Below are 19,975 nucleotides of genomic sequence, written 5' to 3'. Positions count from 1 at the left end.
CCGTCAGTGCGTCGGGTAGACCGAGGGCACGAGCGGGGTCGGGCCGGTGCCGCCGGTGAACACGGCGGGGCTCGGCTGCGGCGGAACGTAGGGCGCCTCCGCATAGGGAGCTCCCGCGTAGGGCGACTCCATGTACGGGGCCTCCGCATAGGGCGCCTCCGCATACGGAGGCTGGCCGTAGGCGGGCTCACCGTAGGGCAGAGCCGCCACGACGGGGCCCTGCGCCGCCGGAACGGCCTGGGCCGCGGGCGGCGGGACGGGTGGCGGGACATGCGAGCCGTCGGCCCGGCGCTGCTCCGCCGCCACGCCGCGACGCTCGGCCAGCACGGCCATGAGAGCGCGGGCCGTCTCGGCGTCCATCCTCAGCAGGACGCTCGGCATCCCGGTCTGATCGACGAACGGGGACACCGAGGGCGGGGCCGGCGACTGCGGCAGAGCCGCCCGCATCTCCTCGCGGAGATCCTGGGCCAGCCGCAGCGCCTGTCGGTCACTGTCGTTCAAGTGTGCGGTCATCGCGATCTCCGGGGAGTTCACGTGCGGGGGTCCGGGGCAATCCTGCTAGGAATGGCGTGCAGGTGCAAGGGCTGATGCACGTGCATTTCAAGAAAAATCCCGCCGTAACCCTGGCGTCGGTCGCTCGTTATCGATCACGCCAAGACGCGCACACCGGGCCTTCGCAACGCTTTGACCAGCGCGGATCCCCGCGGTCGCCTCCCTCGCCCACCGGGACGACAGAGGGCGTCCTGCACGGTGCGTACTTCCCTGGCCACGCAGGCGGCACCTCGGATTCTGGGGAAGATTCAGCAGCGGAGATCTCCGTCACACCGCGCATCGATCGACCCCAGGGGCGGCGGCGAACGCCTCGACCACGCAAGGGCCATCGCGTCGCCGCGTGACGCGGAAGGGGGAGCGGGCAATCATGATCGGCACTGCGTCCGCGCCGGCCATGAAGCAGGGAGGCTCGGGGGCGGGCCAGCGGCCCCGTCCTCTTGCCTTGTCGCGGTTGACGCTCACGCTCGGCCGGCACGATACGACGGAGACCGGTCAACACGGCATCCTGGACGGATGACAGAGACCCTGAGCGTCCGCGCCCTCAACCGGGCCACCCTGGCACGGCAGATGCTGCTCGCACGGGAGCCGATCCCCGTTTCCGAGGCGGTAGGGCGGCTGTGCGGGATGCAGGCCCAGGAGCCCAAACCGCCGTTCCTGGGGTTGTGGACGCGCATCGAAGGGTTCCAGGCATCCGATCTGCACTCTGCCTTGCACGACCGGGAGCTGGTTCGCGCCACCATGATGCGCGCCACCCTGCACCTGGTGACGAGCGCGGACTACACGGCATTCCGTACCGCGATGCAGCCGATGTTGGACGGTGGCCTGCGTGTGCTGGGCGACCGCGCCAAGGGACTCGACCTGGAGAAGGTGGTCCCCGCCGCACGTTCTCTCTTGCAGAGAGAGCCACTGACGTTCAATGAGATACGTGCGCTGCTCCAGCAAGAGTTCCCCGACGTCAACGACCGTGCTCTCGGCTATGCCGTCCGGTTGTGCGTCCCTCTGGTCATGGTGCCGACCGAAGACAGGTGGGGCTTCCCGCGCACGTCGCGCTTCACGCTCGCCGACTCGTGGCTGGATTCGGGGCCGGACGCCGAGAACGCCGTCGACGAACTGATGCTGCGCTACCTCGCCGCTTACGGACCGGCGTCCGCCGCAGACGCGCAGACGTGGTCCGCCCTGCCTTCGACCGGTGAGGCCCTGGAACGCCTTCGCCCGAGGCTGCGCACCTTCACCGACGACAAAGGCCGGGTTCTGTTCGACCTGCCGGAGGCGCCGCGCCCGGATGAGGACGTTCCCGCCCCCGCACGGTTCCTGCCCGAGTTCGACAGCCTCGTCCTCGCACACTCCGACCGCAGACGGGTCATAGCCGACGACCACCGCCCCATGCTGACGACCAAGAACCTGCGCGTCCGCGCCGTCTTCCTCTGGGACGGGTTCGCGCGCGGCATCTGGGAGACGGAGTACAAGCGCAAGGTCGCCACGCTCCGGATGCGCCCGTTCGAGGCTCTCCCCCGGACGGCCGTCAAGGAGCTGAAGGCCGAAGGCGAAGCGATGCTGCGCTTCATGGAGCCGGACGCCAAGGAAGCGGTCGTCACCGTCGAGGAGTGACGAGCCCGCCTCCGGCCGCACATGCGACAGCCCCCGGACGACGGCCGGGGGCTGTCGGAGAGGCTGCTGCTAGCCGGCGCCGTCCTGACCGCGCATCTCCTCGACCACGACGCTCTGGTACGCGCGGGAGGTGTCCGGGACGTAGCTCAGCCGCGCCAGCGCCTTGCCGTCGTGGTCCCTGATCTCGAAGTGGTAGCCCTCGCCGGTCTCGCCCACGTGCGCCGCGGCCTGGTCGTGCCTGAGCCGGCACATGGTGTCGACCTTCTCCAGTGCGACCTTCAGGCTCCCCGCGTCACTGATGAGCCGCGCGGGCTCACTCGTCTCCCAGATCTCGAACATCAGTCGTGTCCTGTCGGCGGTCGGTCGGAAGGAACGGGCGGGGCATTCCAGACGTCTGGGACAGCTTGCGCCACTCTGGTGGATCTTTCAATCAATCAAGATATCGGATTGATCACTATTCGAAGTTGTCCACGCTCATAGTGTCATGTCCGCATGTGGCGGCGGTCCATCCGCCCCTTGTCCAAGTCCGGTTCGGCGCGGTCCGCCGCCCCGGAGACCGAACAGGATTCGGACGAGTTCGCCCGTCCTGCGGCAGGAGCTACCCGACGCAGGCTTTGCTCGTTCCGGCCGGGCAGCGGCGAGCCTCGTCGCCGCCGGATGGGAGAATCGTCCCCGGCGACGTCGGACGGCGGGAGTGGCGGTGCGGAAGACCGGGCGGTACGGCCGGACGTTCGAGGCCTCGGCCGCCCTCGCCGCCGACGAGGCGGTGCGATCACTCGCGCGCGGCGACCGCGCCGCGTTCCGGCGGCTCGTGGGCGAACTGGCCGACCGTCCCGGCACCCCGGACTGGGCGGCCGTCACCGACCGCTGCCTCACCGACCGGCTGCGGCACGGAATCGCCTCCGCCTGGCAGCGCGGCTGGCAACCGGCCGACCTGGTGCGCTTCACGACCCGCCGCCATACGGCCCGCCACGCACGCCTGGCCACCGACGCGATCGCCCACGAGGCGCGCACCTACTCCCCCGGCGCGGTCGACGATCGCTGGACCGAGCAACTGGCCGCCATCCAGGCCGACGTGTGGTGGCCGGACGACGGCTCCCACCCGTCCCACTGGTGCCGCCGCGAAGGCGCCGAACGCGCGACCTACGTCGCCTGCGCCATCGAACTCATCCACCTCCTGGAAACCCTCCCAAGGCTTCCTCCGATCACCCCGCCCCCCGGCAAGCCCGGCTACGGTGCCTCAAGTGGGAGCCGTTCTGACGCAGGGAACGCCCGGGGCCCCACGGGGACATCCCGACCTGGAGGGGATACATCCGGTTCAAGGAGGGCCCGTAGCGGGCCTCCCGGGGAGTCCGGGATCGGCGGCGACAGGCGCGCTGAGCTTGATCAGCGGATTCTGGGACGGGTCCGCGCGCTCCTCGCCAAGGCCGAATCGACCGAGTTCCCCGAGGAAGCCGAGGCGCTCAGCACACGTGCCCAGGAGTTGATGACCCGGCACAGCATCGACCATGCGCTGATCGCCGCGGAGTCAGGCGACATGAGCGGCCCGGACGGACGCCGCATCGCGGTGGACAGTCCGTACGACGCGCCCAAGGCGGTCTTGCTGACGGTGGTGGCCGAGGCCAACCACTGCCGCGCGATCTGGCATCGGGAGCTGGGGTTCTCCACCGTCCTCGGCTTCCCGGCCGATCTGGCCGCGGTGGAGGTCTTGTTCACGTCCCTGCTGGTCCAGGCGACGTCCGCCATGGTGCACGCGGGTCCCAGACGCGACGCGCGGGGACGGTCACGGACGCGTTCGTTCCGCCACGCGTTCCTCAACGCCTACGCCGTCCGCATCGGGGAGCGGCTGCGGGGAGCGGCGGACAGGGCGGCCGCGGGCGCCGGCGGGAAGGATCTGCTTCCCGTGATGGCGGCGCGCGACCAGGCCGTCGACCAGGCCGTCGACACGATGTTCCCCGACCTCGCCAAGGGGCGGGCGGGTTCGGTCTCCAACTATGAGGGCTGGGTGGCCGGGCGGGCGGCCGCCGACCTCACCAGCCTGAACGGGCGCTCCGAGGTCACCGGCGCGTTCCGCGGTCCGTAGCGCGCGGGGTCCCCCCGGGGGGCGAGGGGGACGTCCGGCCATGTGCTCGCTTCTTCCTTGTCTCGCTGGGCTTGGGAGCGGGTCAGTCCTTCTTGCGCCGGGTGTTGCCGCCCCGACCGCGCAGCGGCACTCCCGCCTCCTTCAGGACGTTGTAGATGAACCCGTACGACCGGCCGGTCTCGGCGGCCAGATCGCGGATGCTCTCGCCCGCCGCGTACCGCGGGGCGAGCTCGGCGGCGAGCCTGGTGCGTTCGGCACCGGTGACACGGGTGCCCCTCGACAGTGTTCGAGCCACGGGGACCTCCTGTTTCCGAGGCTGGGCGGCGGGGCCCGTCCCCGCAGCTCACAGCAGTGTTGATCTCCCCAACGTACACATTCCCCCCGATTGCGCCGTCGATGCCGCGCGAATCACCGCGAATTCGGCCGAAGCTGGTCTTTTCCATGGCGAACGGCGTGTCGCAGCTAGACAGACGTGTCTGTCACCGGTGCCTCCCGGCCGATCCGCCGGATCACCCGCTCCGGCAGCCCCAAGACCGGAACCCCGCCTCCCCCACGAGCCCGGCCCGCTCCACCGCGCACGCCACCCCGCCCGCTCACGGCCCTCACAGCCGCCCCAGCCGGCCGGGTTATCCACAGAACCCGGTTCTCCTGTCGCTCGCCCGGACGGCCGCGCAAGCTGGGCACGTCCCGAAAGGCGAGGAGGAGTCCCATGGCCACGATCACGTTCCCGGTCCCGTCCACCACCACGTCGCGGTTCGCCGTGGCCGCCACCACCGTCCCGGACGGCCCCGCCGACCTTCTCAGAACCGCGGATGGCCCCTACCTCTCCCACATCGCCGGACGCCTGGGCACACGCCAGCTCCAGGTCACCCGTGAAGACCTCGCCCACCTCCGCTGGGACCCGGGGCAGATCAAGGCGGCACGACCAGAGGACCGGCAACTCGCCCGCGCCTTCAACGACGCCGAGCAGTTCGCCGTCGTCACCGCCTTCGCCCCGATCACCGACCAGCCCAGAGCGGTCCAAGTGGCCCGCGCCGCCGCGTACGCCATCGCCGAAGCCACCGGAGGAATAGTCGCCGACCTGGTCACGGGCCACGTCCTCACGCCGTCCGCCCACGAGAGGACGCGCTTCGTTCTGGCCGACCGGTGGCTGGGCGACGTCCTACCGCCGTTCCGCGCCAACGGCCGCTGCACAGCCGCCGACCCCGGCGTCGATCCGGAAGGCGTCAACGGCTGCGCCTGCCTCCGCCTGCGCACCCGCGGCCTGCGCCGCTTCGGCCTCCCCGAGCTCCAGATCACCGACGTCGCCTGCCCGCACGACCTCACCGCCCTCAACGTCCTGCGCACCACGGCCCGCCGCCTCCTGACCGACCACTGGTCCTGGCTGGCCACCGGCCCGGCCGTCCGCGACCGAACGATCCCCGACGTCCTCGACCTGGCCCAGAGCGACTTCAACGACTTCTGGGGCACAACCCGCCGCGTCCCCTTAACTCCGCCGTCCCCCTTCCAGGTCCAGCTCTCACCGTTGACCTCCCGCCTCCTCGCCGTAGGCCCTCCCGCCCACTTCGAAGGCACGGTCAACGACTGGCTCTGGGGCGACACCCTCCCAATGGGCCTCCACGACACCCAAGAACCCCCCACACCCCACCCCCTCCCCACAGCAGCCTGACTCCAGCCCACCACCAGGACGCAGCCTCAGCGGCACCCTCCCAAAAGCGCCCCAGAAGAAGAGCAGCCGCCGCCAGCCCACGCCCCCACCGCAGACGCCGTCCTCGAAGCCGTCCCGGGATGGGCGAGCCGCAGCTGGCACGCGACATGGTGGCGGCGTCGCCGGGCGGGCCGGTGAAGGTCACGGCAGCGAGCGCGCCAATCCGCAATCTGGACTAAGTGCTGCGACCGCGGCACGGTATCCGGATCACGGCCAATAGGCGCGCCAGCGGCATCGACGGGCACGTGTCGACGGCAATTGGCTCGGCGCTGGGACCACAGCGGCGGTTTCGTGATCAACGCGGCACCTGACCACATTGTCGGCTTCGCGTGAGGCTGCCAGCCGGACGCTCTCCAGCGGGGGGCGGCTTCGGGGCGCCCCGCACCGCCGCCACCGCTCCCTCGTCGCGCAGCACCGGCAGCGCCGGGAACAGCGGTCGGCGTCGTAGTGGGTGGCCTGGTGCAGGCCGGTGGCGGCGATGACGTGGACGCCCGTGGCGCGTGAGACGTCCGCGAGGTCGTCGATGCGGCGCCCCATCCCGTGGGGGGCCACTGGGCGACCGCCCGCCGCCTACCTGGGCGAAGGCACGGAGCTGGGCGAAGGCACGGAGCTGGGCGAAGGCACGGAGCTGGGCGAAAGCGCGGAGCTGGGCGAAAGCGCGGAGCTGGGCGAAGGGGCGGGACTGGGCGAAGGGGCGGGGTTGGGCGGCGGCTGGGGCGGGGTTGTCGGGTTCCTCGCCCGGCGGCCGGGGGGAGCGGATGAAGAGGTGGTCGTGGGCGTCGCACACGCCGAGGTCGGCGGGGGCAATGTCGGCGAGGACCGTTCTGATCCTCACAGTTCCGCCGCCGCCACGCGCAGGCCGGCCAGGGTCTTCGGGACGCCGATGTAGGGCGCGAGGTGGACGAGCGCCTCGACGATCTCCTCGCGGGCCATGCCGAGCCGCAGGCAGGTCCGCACATGCCCGGCGAGCTGCGGATCCACGCCGCCCATCGCGGTGAGGGCGGCGAGGTTGAGCAGCTGCCGGTCGCGCAGCGACAGGCCGTCGCGCTGGTAGGTGCCGCCGAACAGGCTCGTGACGATCCAGTCGGGGAAGCCCGGCGCGAGGTCGTCGAGGTCGTCGAGGCCGGGGAGGGCGGCGTTCTGGGTGGCCTCGTCCTGGAGGACGTCCAGCAGCCGGTAGGCCGCGTCGCGGTCGGGGCGGCTGGGGGTGAGGTGCTCGGCGAGCGACATGGGATCTCCTCTGTAACGCTTGGGTCGTTACAGTAGCACCGTAACGGGTCGAGCGTTACTCTTGACGCATGAAGGGTGATCCGTCGGCGTTCCGGCTCGACTGCGGTGCCACCTGGCTGAACCTGCTCGCCACGCGCGGCCGCGCCTTCGGCGCACGGTCGGTCGAGCGCCTTCCCGATCCCGGCCGGTTCGCCGAGTGGCTGGACCTGTGCGAACTCGCCCCGGTCCGGCCGCCCGACCGGGACGATCTGGACCGGGCGCTCCTCCTGCGCGAGCTGCTCCGTCCCATCGCCCTCGCGACCGTGGACGGGCGCCCGCCGGACGAGGACGACGTGCGGAGCCTCGCCGGCTACCTCGCGGAGGAGGACCCGGTCGCCCTCTCGGTCGACGGGCGGATCACCAGGTCCGCGCCCCCGACCGCGGGGGCGGCGCTGGGGCGCATCGCGCGGCAGGCCGTCGACCACCTGACCGGCCCCGGACGGAGCGATCTCAAGGTCTGCCCCGAGGACGACTGCCGCGGTGTCTTCGTCGACACGGCCGGCCGCCGCCGCTGGTGCCCGTCCCCTGCCTGCGCGAGCCGCGGCCGGGTGCGCGCCCTGCGCGCGCGCCGCGCGGCCGAGGCGAAGACCCGGAACGCCTAGTCCCCGGGCGGCGAGCACGCGCTCTCCGGTGCAACCGCCGGGGACGGGGTGGGGTTCAGAGGGCGAGGCGCGTCCGGGATGGGCGCGCCCGCCTTATGAGAGGGGAACCCATGGACCTGAGGCTCGACGGGCGCGTCGCGATCGTCACCGGGGCGTCGAAGGGGATCGGGGCGGCCGTCACGCGCACCCTGCTGGACGAGGGCGCCCGCGTGGTCGCCGTGTCCCGCAAGCCGGGCGGGGAGCTGGACGCGCTCGCCGGGCCGAACCTGCTGCACGTGCCCGCCGACCTGATGGACGCCGACGCTCCGGCGCAGGTCGTGGCGCGGGCGGTCGAGGAGTTCGGCCGGCTCGACATCCTGGTCAACAACGCGGGCGGTCCGCCGCCCGGCGCGACGCTGCCCCGGTTCGGTTTCCTGACCCCGTCGGACGACGACTGGCGCGAGATGTTCGAGTTCAACCTGTTCGCGGTGGTCCGCGCGGTGCGGGCGGCGATGCCGCACCTGCTGGAGAGCGACGCGGCGTCGATCGTGAACGTCTCGTCGGGGAACGGGCGGCGTCCCGGGCCGATGAACTACGACTACAACGCGGCGAAGGCGGCGCTGAACAACCTGACGAAGGGGCTGTCGGAGGAGTTCGCGCCGCAGGGCGTCCGGGTGAACTCGGTGTCGCCGGGCCCGGTCCGGACGCCGTGGTGGACGGACGAGGGCGGCGCCGCCGACATCATCGCCGGGGCCATGGGCTCCGACCGCGACGCGGTGCTGGACGGTGGCGCGGCCCAGATGATGAGCCTCACGACCGGCCGTCTGGCCGCGCCGCAGGAGGTCGCGGACGTGGTCGTGCTGCTGGCCTCGCCGCGCTCGGCGAGCACGACCGGGGCCGACTTCGCCGTCGACTCCGGCTTCCTCAAGGAGGTCTGAGCCCGGCCGGAGGAGCGCCGCCCCCGGCCGGAGGGCCGGGGGCCGGCGCGTCAGCCGGCGGGGCGGCGCGGCAGCAGCAGGGCCGGGACCAGGGCGAGGGCCAGCATGCCCGCCGCGAGCAGGTAGGTGTGCTGGAACGCCTCCGCCAGCGGCCCGGCCACCGCCCGGCGCCCGTCCGGGCCCAGCCGGTGGACGGCCTGGAGCGCGCCGTCCCGCTCGTCCGGCACCAGGCCGCGCATCAGCGACGACAGCAGGACCGTCGCCGTCGCCGTCCCGATCGCGGCCGACATCGTGTTGATCAGGTTGACCGTCGCGCTCGCCGCCGGGGCCCGGTCGCGGGCCATGCCGCGGGTCGCCGCCGTCATCGCGGGCATCATCGTCGCGCCGCCGCCCGCGCCCATCAGCAGCATCGTGGCGCACAGCCCCCAGTAGGGCGCGTCCGCGTCGAGCTGGACGGCGAACAGCGCGAACCCGGTGAGGGCCGTCGCGACCGACACCGGGACGAGCCGCCCGGGCGGCACCCGGTCGGCGATCCGGCCGGCGACCTGCATCGCCGTCCCGGAACCGAGCGCGAACGGGATGCCGAGCACCCCCGCCATCGTCGCGCTCTCGCCCCGCACGACCTGCAGGTACAGCGGGAGCAGCAGCATCGAGCCGAAGTAGCCGAACGCGAACAGGGTCAGCGTGCCGGTCGCGGCGGCGAACGTCCGGTCCCGGAAGGCGCGCAGGTCGATCAGCGGATGCCGGGCCGTCAGCGCCCGGACGACGAACGCGGCGATCAGCACCCCGCCCGCGGCCATCGGCGCCACGACGCCGGGCGAGCCGAACGCGCCGCGGTCGCCGCCCGTCGTCACGCCGTACAGCACGGCGGCGATGCCGGGCGAGAGCGTCAGCAGGCCGGGGATGTCCAGCGGCTTCGCCTCCGCCGGGGCGTCGCGCGGGAAGAGCCGCGCCGCCAGCGCCACCACGGCCGCCGCGACGGGCAGGTTCACGAAGAACATCCACCGCCACGACACCTCGTCGATCAGCCAGCCGCCGAGGACGGGCCCGGCGAGCGGGCCGACGAGGATCGAGAGGCCGAGGGTGCTCATCAGCCGGCCGAGCCGCTCGGGCCCGGCGGCGCGCAGCAGGATCGTCATGCCGACCGGCATCACCAGCCCGCCGCTGAACCCCTGCACGACCCGGAACGCGATCAGCGACTCGATGTTCCACGCCAGCCCGGCGAGCAGCGACCCGGCCCCGAACGCCGCGATCGCGCCCAGGTACAGCCGGCGGGCGCCGAACCGCCCGACCGCCCAGGCGCTGGACGGGATCACCGCGCCGAGTGCCAGCGAGTACCCGGTCGCCACCCACTGGATCGTGCCGAGGGGCGCGCGGAACTCCTGCGACAGCCGGTCGACGGCGACGTTCACGACCGTGGTGTCCAGCGTGATCATGATGGTGCCGAGGACGAGGACCAGCACGACCGCCATCGGGTCCGGCGCCGTCCGGCCCCGCGGCGGGGCCTCGGCCGTCGCGGTCACCTCAGCCTCCGTACGGGCGGGCGGCCCGGGCGTCGCGCAGCGCGTGCCCCCACCAGGCGAGCTGGTCGAGCATCCCCTTGACCGCGCCGGACGCCCCCTCGGGGTCGTTCGGCAGGCCGTCGTTCCCGAACCAGTTCCACGGGTGGTGGAAGCTGACGGTGTCGCGGACCGTCACGGCGTGCAGTTCGGCGAAGACGCCCCGCAGGTGCTCGACGGACCGCAGCCCGCCGGCCAGCCCGCCGTACGAGACGAACGCGACGGGCTTGGCCCGCCACTCGTGGAAGTGGGTGTCGATCAGGTTCTTCAGCGTGCCGGGGAAGCTGTGGTTGTACTCGCAGGTCACCACGACGTAGGCGTCGGCCTCGTGCAGCGTCCGGGTCACGCGGGCGAACCCCTCGGACGGCGGCGCCCCCAGCGCGGCGGGCGGCGGCTCGTCCGCGACGTCGACCACGTCGACGGTGAGGTCGTCGCGCTCCCCGGCCCGCTCGGCGAACCAGGTGCCCACGGTCGGCCCGAACCGTCCCTCGCGCGTGCTCCCGATGATGATCGCGACGCGCAGCGGTTCCTCGGTCATACGGTCTCTCCCTCGAAGTCGCGGCTTGGTGACGCGATCGAAGCTACGGAGACCGCCGCCGGGGGCTCATCCGTCAGATGACTGGGGGCCCTACCTGTCCGCGGGTTCGCCGATCCGGGCGGCGAGTGCGTCGCGCAGCTCCGTCAGCCGGGCGATCTCGGCGTCGAGGGCGGCGAGGCGGCGCCGGGCGACCCCGGTGCTCGTCGTGCAGCCGGGGCCGCCGTAGGGCGGGAGCGCGTCGCCGTCCAGGAGGTCGAGCCGGTCGGCGCAGCCGCGGATGTCCTCGACGGTCAGCCCGAGGGACAGCAGGCGGCGGATGGTCAGCACCCGGGCCACCTCGCGGGGCCCGTACCGGCGCTGCCCGCCGGAGGTGCGGGACGGCGGCGGCAGGAGGCCGCGCTGCTCGTAGAACCGCAGGGCCCGCGGGGTGGTCCCCGCCGCCGCGGCGGCGTCGCCGATCCGCATGTGGTCTCCTCCCGGAACGTCACAGCTCGACGATGACGGCTCCCAGATGCCGTCCGCTGATCAGTTCGTGCAACGCCCGCGGGGCGTGCTCGATGCCCGCGACGCGCACGTGCGGGAAGGCGATGTCGCCGGACCGCAGCCAGGCGCCGAAGCGCTCGGCCCACTCCGGACGCTCCCCGGTGTCGTCCAGCCCGCCGAAACCGCGCATCTCGATGCGCTTGGCGATGAGCTGGAACGTGTCGACCTCGACCGGGGCCGTGGTGCCGGCGCGGTCCGGCGCGAGCTGCCCGGCCAGCGTCCCGACGAGGACGAACCGCGCACCGGGCCTGGCGACGGTGATCGCGGCCCGGAGCTGCTCGCCGCCGACGTTGTCCACGAGGACGTCGATTCCGCCGGGTGCGGCCTCAGCCAGCTGCTCGGCGATGGGCCGCCCGCCCCGGATCACGGCGGCGTCGTAGCCCAGCTCGGACACCAGGCGGGCGGCCTTGCCCGGCGAACCCGTGCTGCCGATCACCCGGGCCGCGCCGAGCAGCCGGGCGATCTGGCCGGCCAGCGAGCCGACCCCGCCCGCGGCGCCGGAGACGAACACGGTGTCGCCGGGACGGACGCGGGCGTCCCGGGTCAGCGCCGTGTACGCGACGTCCGCCTGGCCGAGGTGCGCGGCCGGGTCGGGCAGCGTGCCGTCGAGCGGCGTGCACTGGCCGGCGGGCACGACGGCGTACTCGCGCCAGCCCAGCCAGTGCCGGACCAGGTCGCCGGGACGGAGCCCGGTGCCGCCGGGCGCCGAGACGACCTCGCCGATCGCCGCCCCGAACAGGGGGTCACCCGGGTGCAGCGGCGGGAAGGGGGTGCCCTTCACGCCGCCGCCGATCAGGGTCCGCAGCGCCGGGAAGACCTGGAAGCAGCGGTTGCGGACCAGCACCTCCCCGTCGGCCGGCGCCGGCACGGGGACGTCCACGACGCTGAAATGCTCCGGCCCGGGCAGCCCGTCGGGAACGGCGGCGAGCTGGACCACGCGCGAGGTGCGGGGCGAAGACGGCATCGGGACACTCCTCAGGGACTGGAGTCCGGGATCAGGCCCGGACGCGGGCCAAGAAGCTAACCCTTGACCCGCGCGTCAGGGTCAAGCGTCCACCGGTCCCGGTTCGGCCGGACGGCGCGGACGGGGCGGTGTCAGGACGCCGGCCGCGAGGGTCGCGACGGCGGCGGTGACGGCGGCGAGGACGAAGCCGTCCGTGAAGCCGTCGAGGGTGTCGCCGGTGAGGCTCGCGGCCGCGACGCTGGAGATGACGGCGGCCCCGACCGAGGCCCCGAACTCGTGGAACGTGCTGACGATCCCGGACGCGATGCCGGCCTCGTGCGGCGCGACCTGGCCGAGGGCCGTCGCGGAGGCGACGACGAACATCGCCCCGGTCCCCGCACCCGCGACCGCGGTGCCGATCACGACGGTCACGGGGTGGAGGGAGAAGGCGGGGAGGGCCATGCCCGCCGCGGTTATGACGAGCCCGGCCACGGCGAGCCGCCGCGGACCCGCCGCGGCGATCAACCGGCCGGTGAGGTTGGCGCCGGTCATCGTCGCGACCGCGATGGGCAGGAACAGCAGGCCGGTGCGCAGCGCGCCGTAGTCCCGGGCGTGCTGGAAGTAGAACGTGCCGAGGAAGAACATCGCGATCATCAGGGCGGTCGCCATCACGATCAGGAACGTGCCGGTGGCGACCGGCCGGCGCACCAGCAGCGCGACGTCCATCATGGGCGAGCGGGCGGTCTTCTGCCGGGCGGCGAACGCGAGGTAGCCGAGCACGGCGAGCAGCGCCGGCCACCCGGTGCCGGGGCTGAGCCAGCCGTCGTCCCCGGCGCGGATGAACGCGTAGATCAGCGCGCCGGACGCGGCGGTGACGAGCAGCGCGCCGAGGACGTCGAGGCGGGGGCGGGGCGCGGCCGGCCGGTGGCGCGGCAGCATCCGGGCGAGCGCGGCGAAGATCACCAGTCCGATGGGGACGTTGACGAAGAACACCCAGGGCCAGCCGGGACCGGCGGTCAGCGCTCCTCCCAGCAGGACGCCGAGGGCGGCCCCGCCGCCGCCCAGCGCCGACCAGACGCCGAGCGCCTTGTTCCGCTCGTCGTCCTGGAACAGGGTGACGACGAGGGAGAGGGCCGACGGCGACAGCAGCGCCGCCCCCACGCCCTGGGCCACGCGCCCGCCCAGCAGCAGGGCGGACGACCCGGCCAGGCCGGTGACCAGCGACGCGGCCGTGAAGACCAGCAGTCCGGCCAGGACGACGCGCCGGGCCCCGAACAGGTCGGCGGCCCGCCCTCCGAGCAGCATGAGGCCGCCGAACGCCAGGGTGTAGGCGCTGACCGTCCAGGTCACGGCCTGGCGGCCGAGGTCCAGGTCGGCCTCCATGTGCGGCAGCGCGATCGCGACGACCGTCACGTCGAGGATCAGCATCAGCTGGGCCACGCCGAGGAATCCCAGGACGCGCCAGCGCAGCGGATGGGGCGGCGCGGCCGGGGGGTGGACGTCTTCTGCCATGACGACTCCTTAACTCGTACAGCTTCATACGAGATATAGCAGAATAACGCGTACGGCGACATACGAGTTAAGATGCGGCATGCCCTCCGCCACCACCGGCCGGCGCCGGCGCGCCGACGCCGAGCGCAACATCGCCCGCATCGTGTCCGCGGCGCGCGAGTGCCTGAGCACGGACCCGGGCGCGAGCACCGACGACATCGCCAAGGCGGCCGGGGTCGGGCGGATGACGCTCTACGGCCACTTCCGCAACCGGGCCGAACTGGTGGAGGCCGCCCTGGTCGACGCCCTGCGCGCGGGGGACGCGGTGCTGTCGGACGTCGACCTGTCCGGCGACCCGCGGGAGGCGCTCGCGCGGCTGGTGGAGTCGAGCTGGTCCCTCGTGGCCGAGTCGAGGGCGCTGCTGGCGGCGGCGCAGGAGGCCCTCCCGGCGGGACGCGTCCGCGAACTGCACGCCGATCCCGCGGAGCGCGTCGAGGCCATCGTCCGCCGGGGCCAGGAGGAAGGGGTGTTCCGCACCGACCTGCCGATCACCTGGCTGGTCAACGTCGTGCAGTACGTCCTGCACGGCGCCGCCGAGGAGACCCGCGCCGAGCGCCTGGACGCGGAGGAGACGGGCCGTGTCGTGGCCGCGACGGTGCGGTCGATCCTGGCCGGATGACCGCTCGGCGCCCTCGCCCTGCGCGGGGAGGGCGACCGTCCTGACGGCCGCCCCTCCCCGCGCGGCGCGTCACCGCGTTCCGACGAACTGGTGGTCGGTGCGGACGCGGCCGTCCTCGTCCAGGTAGAGGACGTCCAGCCCGCCGCCGACGGCCTCGCCGCCGTCAACGGTCACCATCGACCAGCGGACCGCGACCACGTGCGGCAGCAGAACGGAGGGCTCCTCGGCGATCTCGAAGACGTGCTCGCCCGGCGCGACGAACATCTCGTAGGCCCTGGCGACCCGGGCGTCCAGGGCGTGGTGCCCGTGGACCTCCAGGGGCGGCGCGGGCACGGCGAGCGCCGCGGCGGCGTCCCGGACCTCCTCCGGCGGGTTGACCAGCACGTGGAGCGCGTCAGGCGCCCACAGCTCGCGGATCAGCGCGCTCCGCGCCGCGGGGTCGGGCTCGTTCCACTGGGCGAGGTAACGGTCGGCAACCTGCTTCACATCGATCGGCATGTCCGGCAGTCTGCGAGCCGCGGGTGCGACTCCGCGATTCCCTCCAGGGAATGGCGACGCCGCGAACGTCCGGTTTGAATGGGGGCATGACAAAGGTGGCGGAGCCCGGGCAGTTCGCCCGCGACCTGCGCGGCTGGCGGGCGCGGCGCCGCCTCAGCCAGCTCGAACTGGCCATCAGGGCCGACACGACGCAGCGTCATCTGAGCTTTCTCGAACAGGGGCGCTCCCGGCCGGGCCGCGCCATGGTGGTGCGGCTCGCCGAGTCCCTGGAGCTGCCGCTGCGGGAGCGCAACGGGCTCCTCCTCGCCGCCGGATACGCGCCGGTCTACACCGAGTCGCGCCTGGACGCCCCCGAGCTGGGCCCGGTGCGCGAGGCCCTCGACCGCATCCTCGCCGGTCACATGCCCTACCCGGCGGTCGTCGTCCGGCCGCACGGCGAACTCGTCGCCGCCAACCCGGCGCTCGGCGTCCTCGTCGAGGGCGCCGCGCCCGCGCTGCTGGAACCGCCGGTCAACGTGCTCCGCCTCGCCCTGCACCCGGACGGGATGGCCCGCCGCGTCGAGAACCTCGCCGAATGGGGGCGGCACATCACCGGCAGCCTCCGCGACCAGGCGCGGCAGGCTCCCGATCCGGGCCTGTCGGATCTCATCGACGAGCTGGACGGCTACCTGCCCCCGGTGGAGTCGCCGGGCGAGCACCTGGGGTTCGCCGTCCCGCTCCGGTTGCGGGTCCCCGGCGGGGAGCTGCGCCTGATCACCACGCTGACCTCGTTCGCGACCGCCGTGGACGTCACGCTCTCCGAGCTTCGTCTCGAAGCGTTCCTGCCCGCCGACGAGGCCACGGCGGCCCTCCTCCGCCGGCGGGGGTGACGTGTCAGCGCGACGGCCGGCGCCGCGGGCGGGCAGGATGGCGGGGTGAACGAACTCGAAGAAGGCACCCGGCTCACCCTGGACTTCGACAAGCTGGCGGGCGTCGCGGCGACCGGGGCGCGGGTCGTCCCGGTGGTCCTCCAGGACGCGGGCAGCGGCGACGTCCTGTTCATCGGATACGCGAACGACCAGGCCCTCAAGGCCACGCTGGAGGAGCGGATCGCGGTCCTGTGGTCGACGTCCCGCAACGAGCTGTGGCGCAAGGGCGCGACCTCGGGCGACGTCCTCCAGCTGGTCGACGTCCGCGTGAACTGCGAGCAGAACTCCCTGCTCTACCTCGTCAACCGCACCACCGGCGGCGCCTGCCACACGAACCTTCCGTCCGGGGAGGCCCGGCCCACCTGCTACTACCGCTCCGTCGGCGACGGCGGGGAGCTGCGCCACCTCCTGCAGTGACGGGACGGCCGGGCGACCGGCCCCGGGCGATCGCCGGGGGCCGGACGGCCCGCGCCGCCGGTCAGGCGCGCTTCGGCGTGTAGTGCATGACGGCGATGCCGCAGTCGAACAGGCGCGACTCCACGAGGTCGAGCCGCTGGTAGCCGCCCTCCGGGAACACCGGCATGCCCGTGCCGATCGCGGTCGGGTTGACGAACAGGTAGAGGTCGTCGAGCAGGCCCCGGGCGATCAGGTCCCGGACCAGCGTGCCGCCCCCGTAGGCGATCAGGTCGCCGCCGGGGCGGGCCTTCAGCCCGTTGACGATCTCGGTGAGGTCGCCGCCCGCGATCTCGGCGTTCTTCCAGGGCGAGGCGGTGAGGCTGTCGGAGATGACGACCTTGGGCGTGTCGTTCATCTGGTCGATGGCCTCCTGCGTCTCGCCCTCCGGCCCCGACTCCCAGGCCGGGATGAACCCCTCGGCGAGCTTGCGGCCCAGCACGATGCAGTCGACCGGCCGTATCAGCGCGTCGATGTACCGGCTGATGTCGTCGGTCCAGGGGAACCGCATCCAGTCCATCTCGCCGTTCGGACCGGCCATGTAGCCGTCCGCGCTGACCTGCACCTGAAGCTTGAACTTACGCATGATCTCCCCCTCGGGTCCGGTTTCACCGTCGTCGTTTCCTGTGCTCGCAGCTTCGCGGACACCGTTTACGGGATCTTTACGGCGCCTCGGAAGGCCGTGGCGGCGGGCGGCGGCGGGAGGACCGGATGCGGTCACCGGGTGGAGGGACGTCCGGCCGCCTGCCACCGTGATGACGGTTGCGCCCTGCCCGACCGGCCGGGGCCGTGGGCGGAGGGCGAGGGATGCGGCGACCGATCGCGGCGGCGCTGGCGGCCCTCCTGCTGACCGGCGGGTGCGCCGGACGCGATTCGGCGTCCATCCTCGACGGGGAGACGCTGACCGCGGGCGTGCGCCCGGACCTGCCGGGCATCGGGTTCCGGCGCCCGGACGGCGCGTTCGAAGGCCTGGACGTGGACGTGTCCCGCTACCTCGCCGCGCGGATGGGGAAGAAGATCCGCTTCGTCCCCGCGCTGGCGAGGGACCGGGAACGGCTGCTTCGCGACGGGGACGTCGACATGGTCCTGACATTCTGGATCGAACCGGAATGGAAGCAGCGGCTCGCCTTCGCGGGCCCGTACCTCCTGTCGTACCAGGACATCCTGGTCCGCGCCGGCGAGCGCGGCGTGCACGGCGTCCGCGACCTGAAAGGGCGCCGGATCTGCGCCGTCACCGGCTCGGGCGCGGCCGAGGCGGTGACGGTCGAGCGGCAGGTGCCGGCCGTGCCGGTGGCCGCGCGCTCCTACGACGAGTGCATGCGCATGCTGGCGGGGGGCCGCATCGACGCCATCACCACGAACGACACCATCCTGGCCGGGCTGAGGGCGCGGTGGGGCGCTGGGTTCCGGCTGCTGAACGCCCGGTTCGGCGAGCGGCGGACGGGCATCGCCGTCCGGCGGGGCGACCCCGACGGCTGCGAGGCGCTCAACAGGGCCATCACCCGGATGTACCAGGACGGGACGATGGCGGCGATCATGCACAGGTGGTTCGGCTCGTCGGGCCTGGACCTGTCGGACGTGCGGGTGCCCCAGTTCGAGGGCTGCCTCTGACCGCCGCTCACCGGCCGCCGTCGCCGCCGCCGAGGGGGGCGTCGGTCCGGGAGCCACCGTGGTTTCCGCCCTGCGGGGCGTCGCCGCCGCCCTCGTTGCCCAGGGTGCCGTTCTTCTTGTTCGGGTTGCTCGTCCTGATCGGGGCGGTCGGGCGGGTCGTGCCGTTGTTGCTCCCCGGACCGCGGGGAGGCGTCGGCTTCGTCTTCGTGCCCGTGGTCTTCTTCTGCAGGCCGGGCGCGGACGTCTTGCCGGTCTCGCCCTCGCCCTCGGCCCTGCCCTGCTCCCGGGAGGGCCTGGGCGACGGCTCGATGCCGGGACGTTGCGAGGGGCGGGACCCGGGGCCGCCGCCCGGCTCGCGGGTCTTGCGCTCGTGAGGCGTCGACGAGGGCCCGGGCGTCGCCTCCTGACCGGGGAAGTTCCCGGTCGCGAAGGCCACGCCGCCGGACAGCAGGATCGAGCCGCCCACCACCGCGATGACCTTGACGGTCAGGAACCGGCGCAGGGCCGCGGCCCGGGAGCGTCGGGCCGGCCGGGGGGCGGCCAGGAAGGCGGCGACGGCGGCGTCCTCTCCCGCGAGCTCGCCGGGGCGGGCCGGCGCGGAGGCCGCCGCGAGCAGTTCGCGCAGCTCGGCGTGGCCGCCGGCGCCGTCGAGCAGCCGCTCGGCGGCGCGCGGGTCCAGCCGTCCGGGCTCGGTGTCGTCGCTCATATCACCCCTTCAGCGCCGCTGCCGCCGCTTCTGTCACCCTGGACGAGGGGGCGGGAGCCCGGCGCGCCGTCGGCGGCGTCCGCGCGGGACGCCGGCAGCCGCTCGGCGAGCCGCCGCAGGCCCCGGTAGGCCGCGGTCCGCACGGCGCCCGCGCGCTTGCCGAGCACCTTGCCCGCCGTCTTGGCGTCCAGGCCCACGACGACGCGTAGCAGCACCGCCTCGGCCTGGTCCCGGGGCAGGTCGGCGATCAGCCGGAGCGCCCGCTCGGTGGCGAGGCCGTCCATGGCGTCCAGCTCGGTGTCGGCATCGGCGGCCATCGCGACCAGCTCCTCGACCGGGAGGTCGGAGCCGGGGCGGCGGGACTTGCGGCGCAGGTGGTCCAGCGCCCGGTGCCGGGTGATCGTCGCGGTCCAGCCACGGAAGCCGTCGAGGTCGCCGCGGAACGCCGGGAGGTCGCGGGCGATCTGCAGCCACGCCTCCGACGTCACGTCCTCCGCGTCCGCGCCGACGATGGCCCCGGCGAACCGGATCAGGCGGGGCTGCACGTCGCGGTAGAGCATGCGGAAGGACTCCTCGTCGCCGTCCTGCGCCGCCCGCAGAGCCCGGCCGAGCTCGTCCTCGTCCACCGCGCCATTGTGCAGGCATTCCCGTTGTGGTGTGACACGTACGCGCGGGTTCGCGCTGATGGAGTGAAAACCCCTCCCGCCCGGCCGCCCCGGCCCCCTCGCACGAGATGACGGACGAAGATGATCGGCAATGCCTCGCACGACCGGGACGAACTGCTTGTCACCGGCATAGCGCCGGTCGCTCCGCCGCCCCGGCCTCTCGCGGAGCCCGTTCCGCTGGAAGAGGCCGAGGCGATGCCCGTCTTCGTCGACGCGACCGGGTGGCGGGCGCGGCTCGGACGTCGGCTGGGCCTGCTCGTCGGCGCGGTGCTGCTGGTGTTCCTGGGCGCGCTCGGCCTCGGCCTGACCACGGGCGCCGACGTTCCGCTGACGCCGTGGAGCGAGCCGTCCGCCCAGCCGCGGGCGAAGGTGAACCGCCCGAGCGTCCCGGCGGGGAAGGCGGGTGAGCGGGCTCCTGCCGCGCGTCCGCTGCCCACCGGACCGGGCGCCCGGTCCCCGCGCACGCCGGTGGTGCCCGCCGGGCCCGGGGCGTCGGCGGCTCCAACGCCGTCCGGGGCGCCCGCAGCGCCGTCGGCTCCCGCGGCTCCGCCGGCGGCGACGGCGACGAGCACCACCACGAGCGCGCCGGGCAGGTCGCAGGCGACGCCCCCCGCGTGGGGCCACAAGAAGAAGAACGGCTGA

At 73.6% G+C, this 19,975-nt stretch carries 24 protein-coding genes; 10 read left to right on the top strand and 14 right to left on the bottom strand.

Going from position 1 to position 19,975, the window contains the following annotated elements:
• Positions 1-3: 3 nt before the first annotated feature.
• A complete protein-coding gene (locus ABD944_RS02195; protein ID WP_345171740.1) occupies positions 4-513 on the bottom strand; it encodes a hypothetical protein in 510 nt (169 codons plus the stop codon).
• A 552-nt stretch (positions 514-1,065) separates the two neighbouring features.
• Between ABD944_RS02195 and ABD944_RS02190 the strand changes: the two genes are divergently transcribed.
• The gene (locus ABD944_RS02190; protein WP_345171738.1) at positions 1,066-2,160 is read left to right on the top strand and encodes a winged helix DNA-binding domain-containing protein; all 1,095 of its coding nucleotides are present in this window, start codon (positions 1,066-1,068) and stop codon (positions 2,158-2,160) included.
• Positions 2,161-2,229: 69 nt separating this feature from the next.
• Here ABD944_RS02190 and ABD944_RS02185 read toward each other — a convergent pair whose 3' ends face one another.
• A complete protein-coding gene (locus ABD944_RS02185; protein ID WP_179834387.1) occupies positions 2,230-2,499 on the bottom strand; it encodes a hypothetical protein in 270 nt (89 codons plus the stop codon).
• Between the two features lie 361 nt (positions 2,500-2,860).
• Between ABD944_RS02185 and ABD944_RS02180 the strand changes: the two genes are divergently transcribed.
• A complete protein-coding gene (locus ABD944_RS02180) occupies positions 2,861-4,243 on the top strand; it encodes a DUF2786 domain-containing protein (protein WP_345171734.1) in 1,383 nt (460 codons plus the stop codon).
• An 82-nt stretch (positions 4,244-4,325) separates the two neighbouring features.
• Here ABD944_RS02180 and ABD944_RS02175 read toward each other — a convergent pair whose 3' ends face one another.
• Positions 4,326-4,538: a helix-turn-helix domain-containing protein gene (locus tag ABD944_RS02175; RefSeq protein ID WP_021594883.1), complete on the bottom strand. Its 213-nt coding sequence runs from the start codon at positions 4,536-4,538 to the stop codon at positions 4,326-4,328.
• 414 nt (positions 4,539-4,952) lie between these two features.
• On the opposite strand from ABD944_RS02175, the gene ABD944_RS02170 reads away from it, so the two are divergent.
• Positions 4,953-5,912, top strand: coding sequence for a hypothetical protein (locus ABD944_RS02170; protein ID WP_345171732.1), 960 nt, complete (start codon positions 4,953-4,955; stop codon positions 5,910-5,912).
• 246 nt (positions 5,913-6,158) lie between these two features.
• Here ABD944_RS02170 and ABD944_RS42355 read toward each other — a convergent pair whose 3' ends face one another.
• On the bottom strand, positions 6,159-6,488 hold the full coding sequence (locus ABD944_RS42355; protein ID WP_378191176.1) for a hypothetical protein: 330 nt from the start codon (positions 6,486-6,488) through the stop codon (positions 6,159-6,161).
• 294 nt (positions 6,489-6,782) lie between these two features.
• Positions 6,783-7,181 carry a carboxymuconolactone decarboxylase family protein gene (locus tag ABD944_RS02165; RefSeq protein WP_345171730.1) on the bottom strand — a complete coding sequence of 133 codons (399 nt, stop codon included), beginning with the start codon at positions 7,179-7,181 and terminating at the stop codon, positions 6,783-6,785.
• Between the two features lie 68 nt (positions 7,182-7,249).
• Here ABD944_RS02165 and ABD944_RS02160 point away from each other — a divergent pair, with 68 nt between their 5' ends.
• Positions 7,250-7,822: a CGNR zinc finger domain-containing protein gene (locus tag ABD944_RS02160; protein ID WP_345171728.1), complete on the top strand. Its 573-nt coding sequence runs from the start codon at positions 7,250-7,252 to the stop codon at positions 7,820-7,822.
• Positions 7,823-7,932: 110 nt separating this feature from the next.
• Positions 7,933-8,739: an SDR family NAD(P)-dependent oxidoreductase gene (locus ABD944_RS02155; protein WP_345171726.1), complete on the top strand. Its 807-nt coding sequence runs from the start codon at positions 7,933-7,935 to the stop codon at positions 8,737-8,739.
• 50 nt (positions 8,740-8,789) lie between these two features.
• Here the strand turns inward: ABD944_RS02155 and ABD944_RS02150 are convergent, their stop codons facing one another.
• From ABD944_RS02150 to ABD944_RS02130, 5 genes are all read right to left on the bottom strand, one after another.
• On the bottom strand, positions 8,790-10,262 hold the full coding sequence (locus ABD944_RS02150; RefSeq protein ID WP_345171724.1) for a DHA2 family efflux MFS transporter permease subunit: 1,473 nt from the start codon (positions 10,260-10,262) through the stop codon (positions 8,790-8,792).
• Position 10,263: 1 nt separating this feature from the next.
• Positions 10,264-10,836, bottom strand: a complete 573-nt coding sequence (locus ABD944_RS02145) for an NADPH-dependent FMN reductase (RefSeq protein WP_345171722.1) — start codon at positions 10,834-10,836, stop codon at positions 10,264-10,266.
• A 90-nt stretch (positions 10,837-10,926) separates the two neighbouring features.
• On the bottom strand, positions 10,927-11,301 hold the full coding sequence (locus tag ABD944_RS02140) for a MerR family transcriptional regulator (RefSeq protein WP_345171720.1): 375 nt from the start codon (positions 11,299-11,301) through the stop codon (positions 10,927-10,929).
• A 19-nt stretch (positions 11,302-11,320) separates the two neighbouring features.
• Entirely contained in the window at positions 11,321-12,343 is a 1,023-nt protein-coding gene (locus ABD944_RS02135) for an MDR family NADP-dependent oxidoreductase (protein WP_345171718.1), read from the bottom strand.
• Positions 12,344-12,424: 81 nt separating this feature from the next.
• Positions 12,425-13,834 (bottom strand): MFS transporter, encoded by a 1,410-nt coding sequence (locus ABD944_RS02130; protein ID WP_345171716.1) that lies wholly within the window; start codon positions 13,832-13,834, stop codon positions 12,425-12,427.
• Positions 13,835-13,913: 79 nt separating this feature from the next.
• Between ABD944_RS02130 and ABD944_RS02125 the strand changes: the two genes are divergently transcribed.
• Positions 13,914-14,492: a TetR/AcrR family transcriptional regulator gene (locus tag ABD944_RS02125; protein ID WP_345171714.1), complete on the top strand. Its 579-nt coding sequence runs from the start codon at positions 13,914-13,916 to the stop codon at positions 14,490-14,492.
• Between the two features lie 69 nt (positions 14,493-14,561).
• On the opposite strand, the gene ABD944_RS02120 is transcribed toward ABD944_RS02125, so the two are convergent.
• Entirely contained in the window at positions 14,562-14,990 is a 429-nt protein-coding gene (locus tag ABD944_RS02120) for a hypothetical protein (protein ID WP_345171712.1), read from the bottom strand.
• An 86-nt stretch (positions 14,991-15,076) separates the two neighbouring features.
• Between ABD944_RS02120 and ABD944_RS02115 the strand changes: the two genes are divergently transcribed.
• Positions 15,077-15,859 (top strand): helix-turn-helix domain-containing protein, encoded by a 783-nt coding sequence (locus ABD944_RS02115; protein ID WP_345171710.1) that lies wholly within the window; start codon positions 15,077-15,079, stop codon positions 15,857-15,859.
• A gap of 45 nt (positions 15,860-15,904) precedes the next feature.
• On the top strand, positions 15,905-16,315 hold the full coding sequence (locus ABD944_RS02110; RefSeq protein ID WP_345171708.1) for a phosphoribosyl-AMP cyclohydrolase: 411 nt from the start codon (positions 15,905-15,907) through the stop codon (positions 16,313-16,315).
• Positions 16,316-16,376: 61 nt separating this feature from the next.
• Here the strand turns inward: ABD944_RS02110 and ABD944_RS02105 are convergent, their stop codons facing one another.
• The gene (locus tag ABD944_RS02105) at positions 16,377-16,937 is read right to left on the bottom strand and encodes a dihydrofolate reductase family protein (RefSeq protein ID WP_345171706.1); all 561 of its coding nucleotides are present in this window, start codon (positions 16,935-16,937) and stop codon (positions 16,377-16,379) included.
• Positions 16,938-17,158: 221 nt separating this feature from the next.
• Here ABD944_RS02105 and ABD944_RS02100 point away from each other — a divergent pair, with 221 nt between their 5' ends.
• The gene (locus ABD944_RS02100) at positions 17,159-17,962 is read left to right on the top strand and encodes a transporter substrate-binding domain-containing protein (RefSeq protein ID WP_345171704.1); all 804 of its coding nucleotides are present in this window, start codon (positions 17,159-17,161) and stop codon (positions 17,960-17,962) included.
• Between the two features lie 7 nt (positions 17,963-17,969).
• Here ABD944_RS02100 and ABD944_RS02095 read toward each other — a convergent pair whose 3' ends face one another.
• Both ABD944_RS02095 and ABD944_RS02090 read right to left on the bottom strand, forming a co-directional pair.
• The gene (locus ABD944_RS02095) at positions 17,970-18,668 is read right to left on the bottom strand and encodes a hypothetical protein (RefSeq protein WP_345171702.1); all 699 of its coding nucleotides are present in this window, start codon (positions 18,666-18,668) and stop codon (positions 17,970-17,972) included.
• The gene (locus tag ABD944_RS02090) at positions 18,665-19,294 is read right to left on the bottom strand and encodes an RNA polymerase sigma factor (protein ID WP_345171700.1); all 630 of its coding nucleotides are present in this window, start codon (positions 19,292-19,294) and stop codon (positions 18,665-18,667) included. The genes ABD944_RS02095 and ABD944_RS02090 overlap by 4 nt, the downstream gene beginning before the upstream one ends.
• A 120-nt stretch (positions 19,295-19,414) precedes the next feature.
• Here ABD944_RS02090 and ABD944_RS02085 point away from each other — a divergent pair, with 120 nt between their 5' ends.
• A complete protein-coding gene (locus ABD944_RS02085; RefSeq protein ID WP_345171698.1) occupies positions 19,415-19,975 on the top strand; it encodes a hypothetical protein in 561 nt (186 codons plus the stop codon).

The sequence above is a fragment of the Actinomadura verrucosospora genome (assembly GCF_039540335.1).
Taxonomy (GTDB): domain Bacteria; phylum Actinomycetota; class Actinomycetes; order Streptosporangiales; family Streptosporangiaceae; genus Spirillospora; species Spirillospora verrucosospora.
This window is presented reverse-complemented; position numbering and strand designations above follow the sequence as displayed.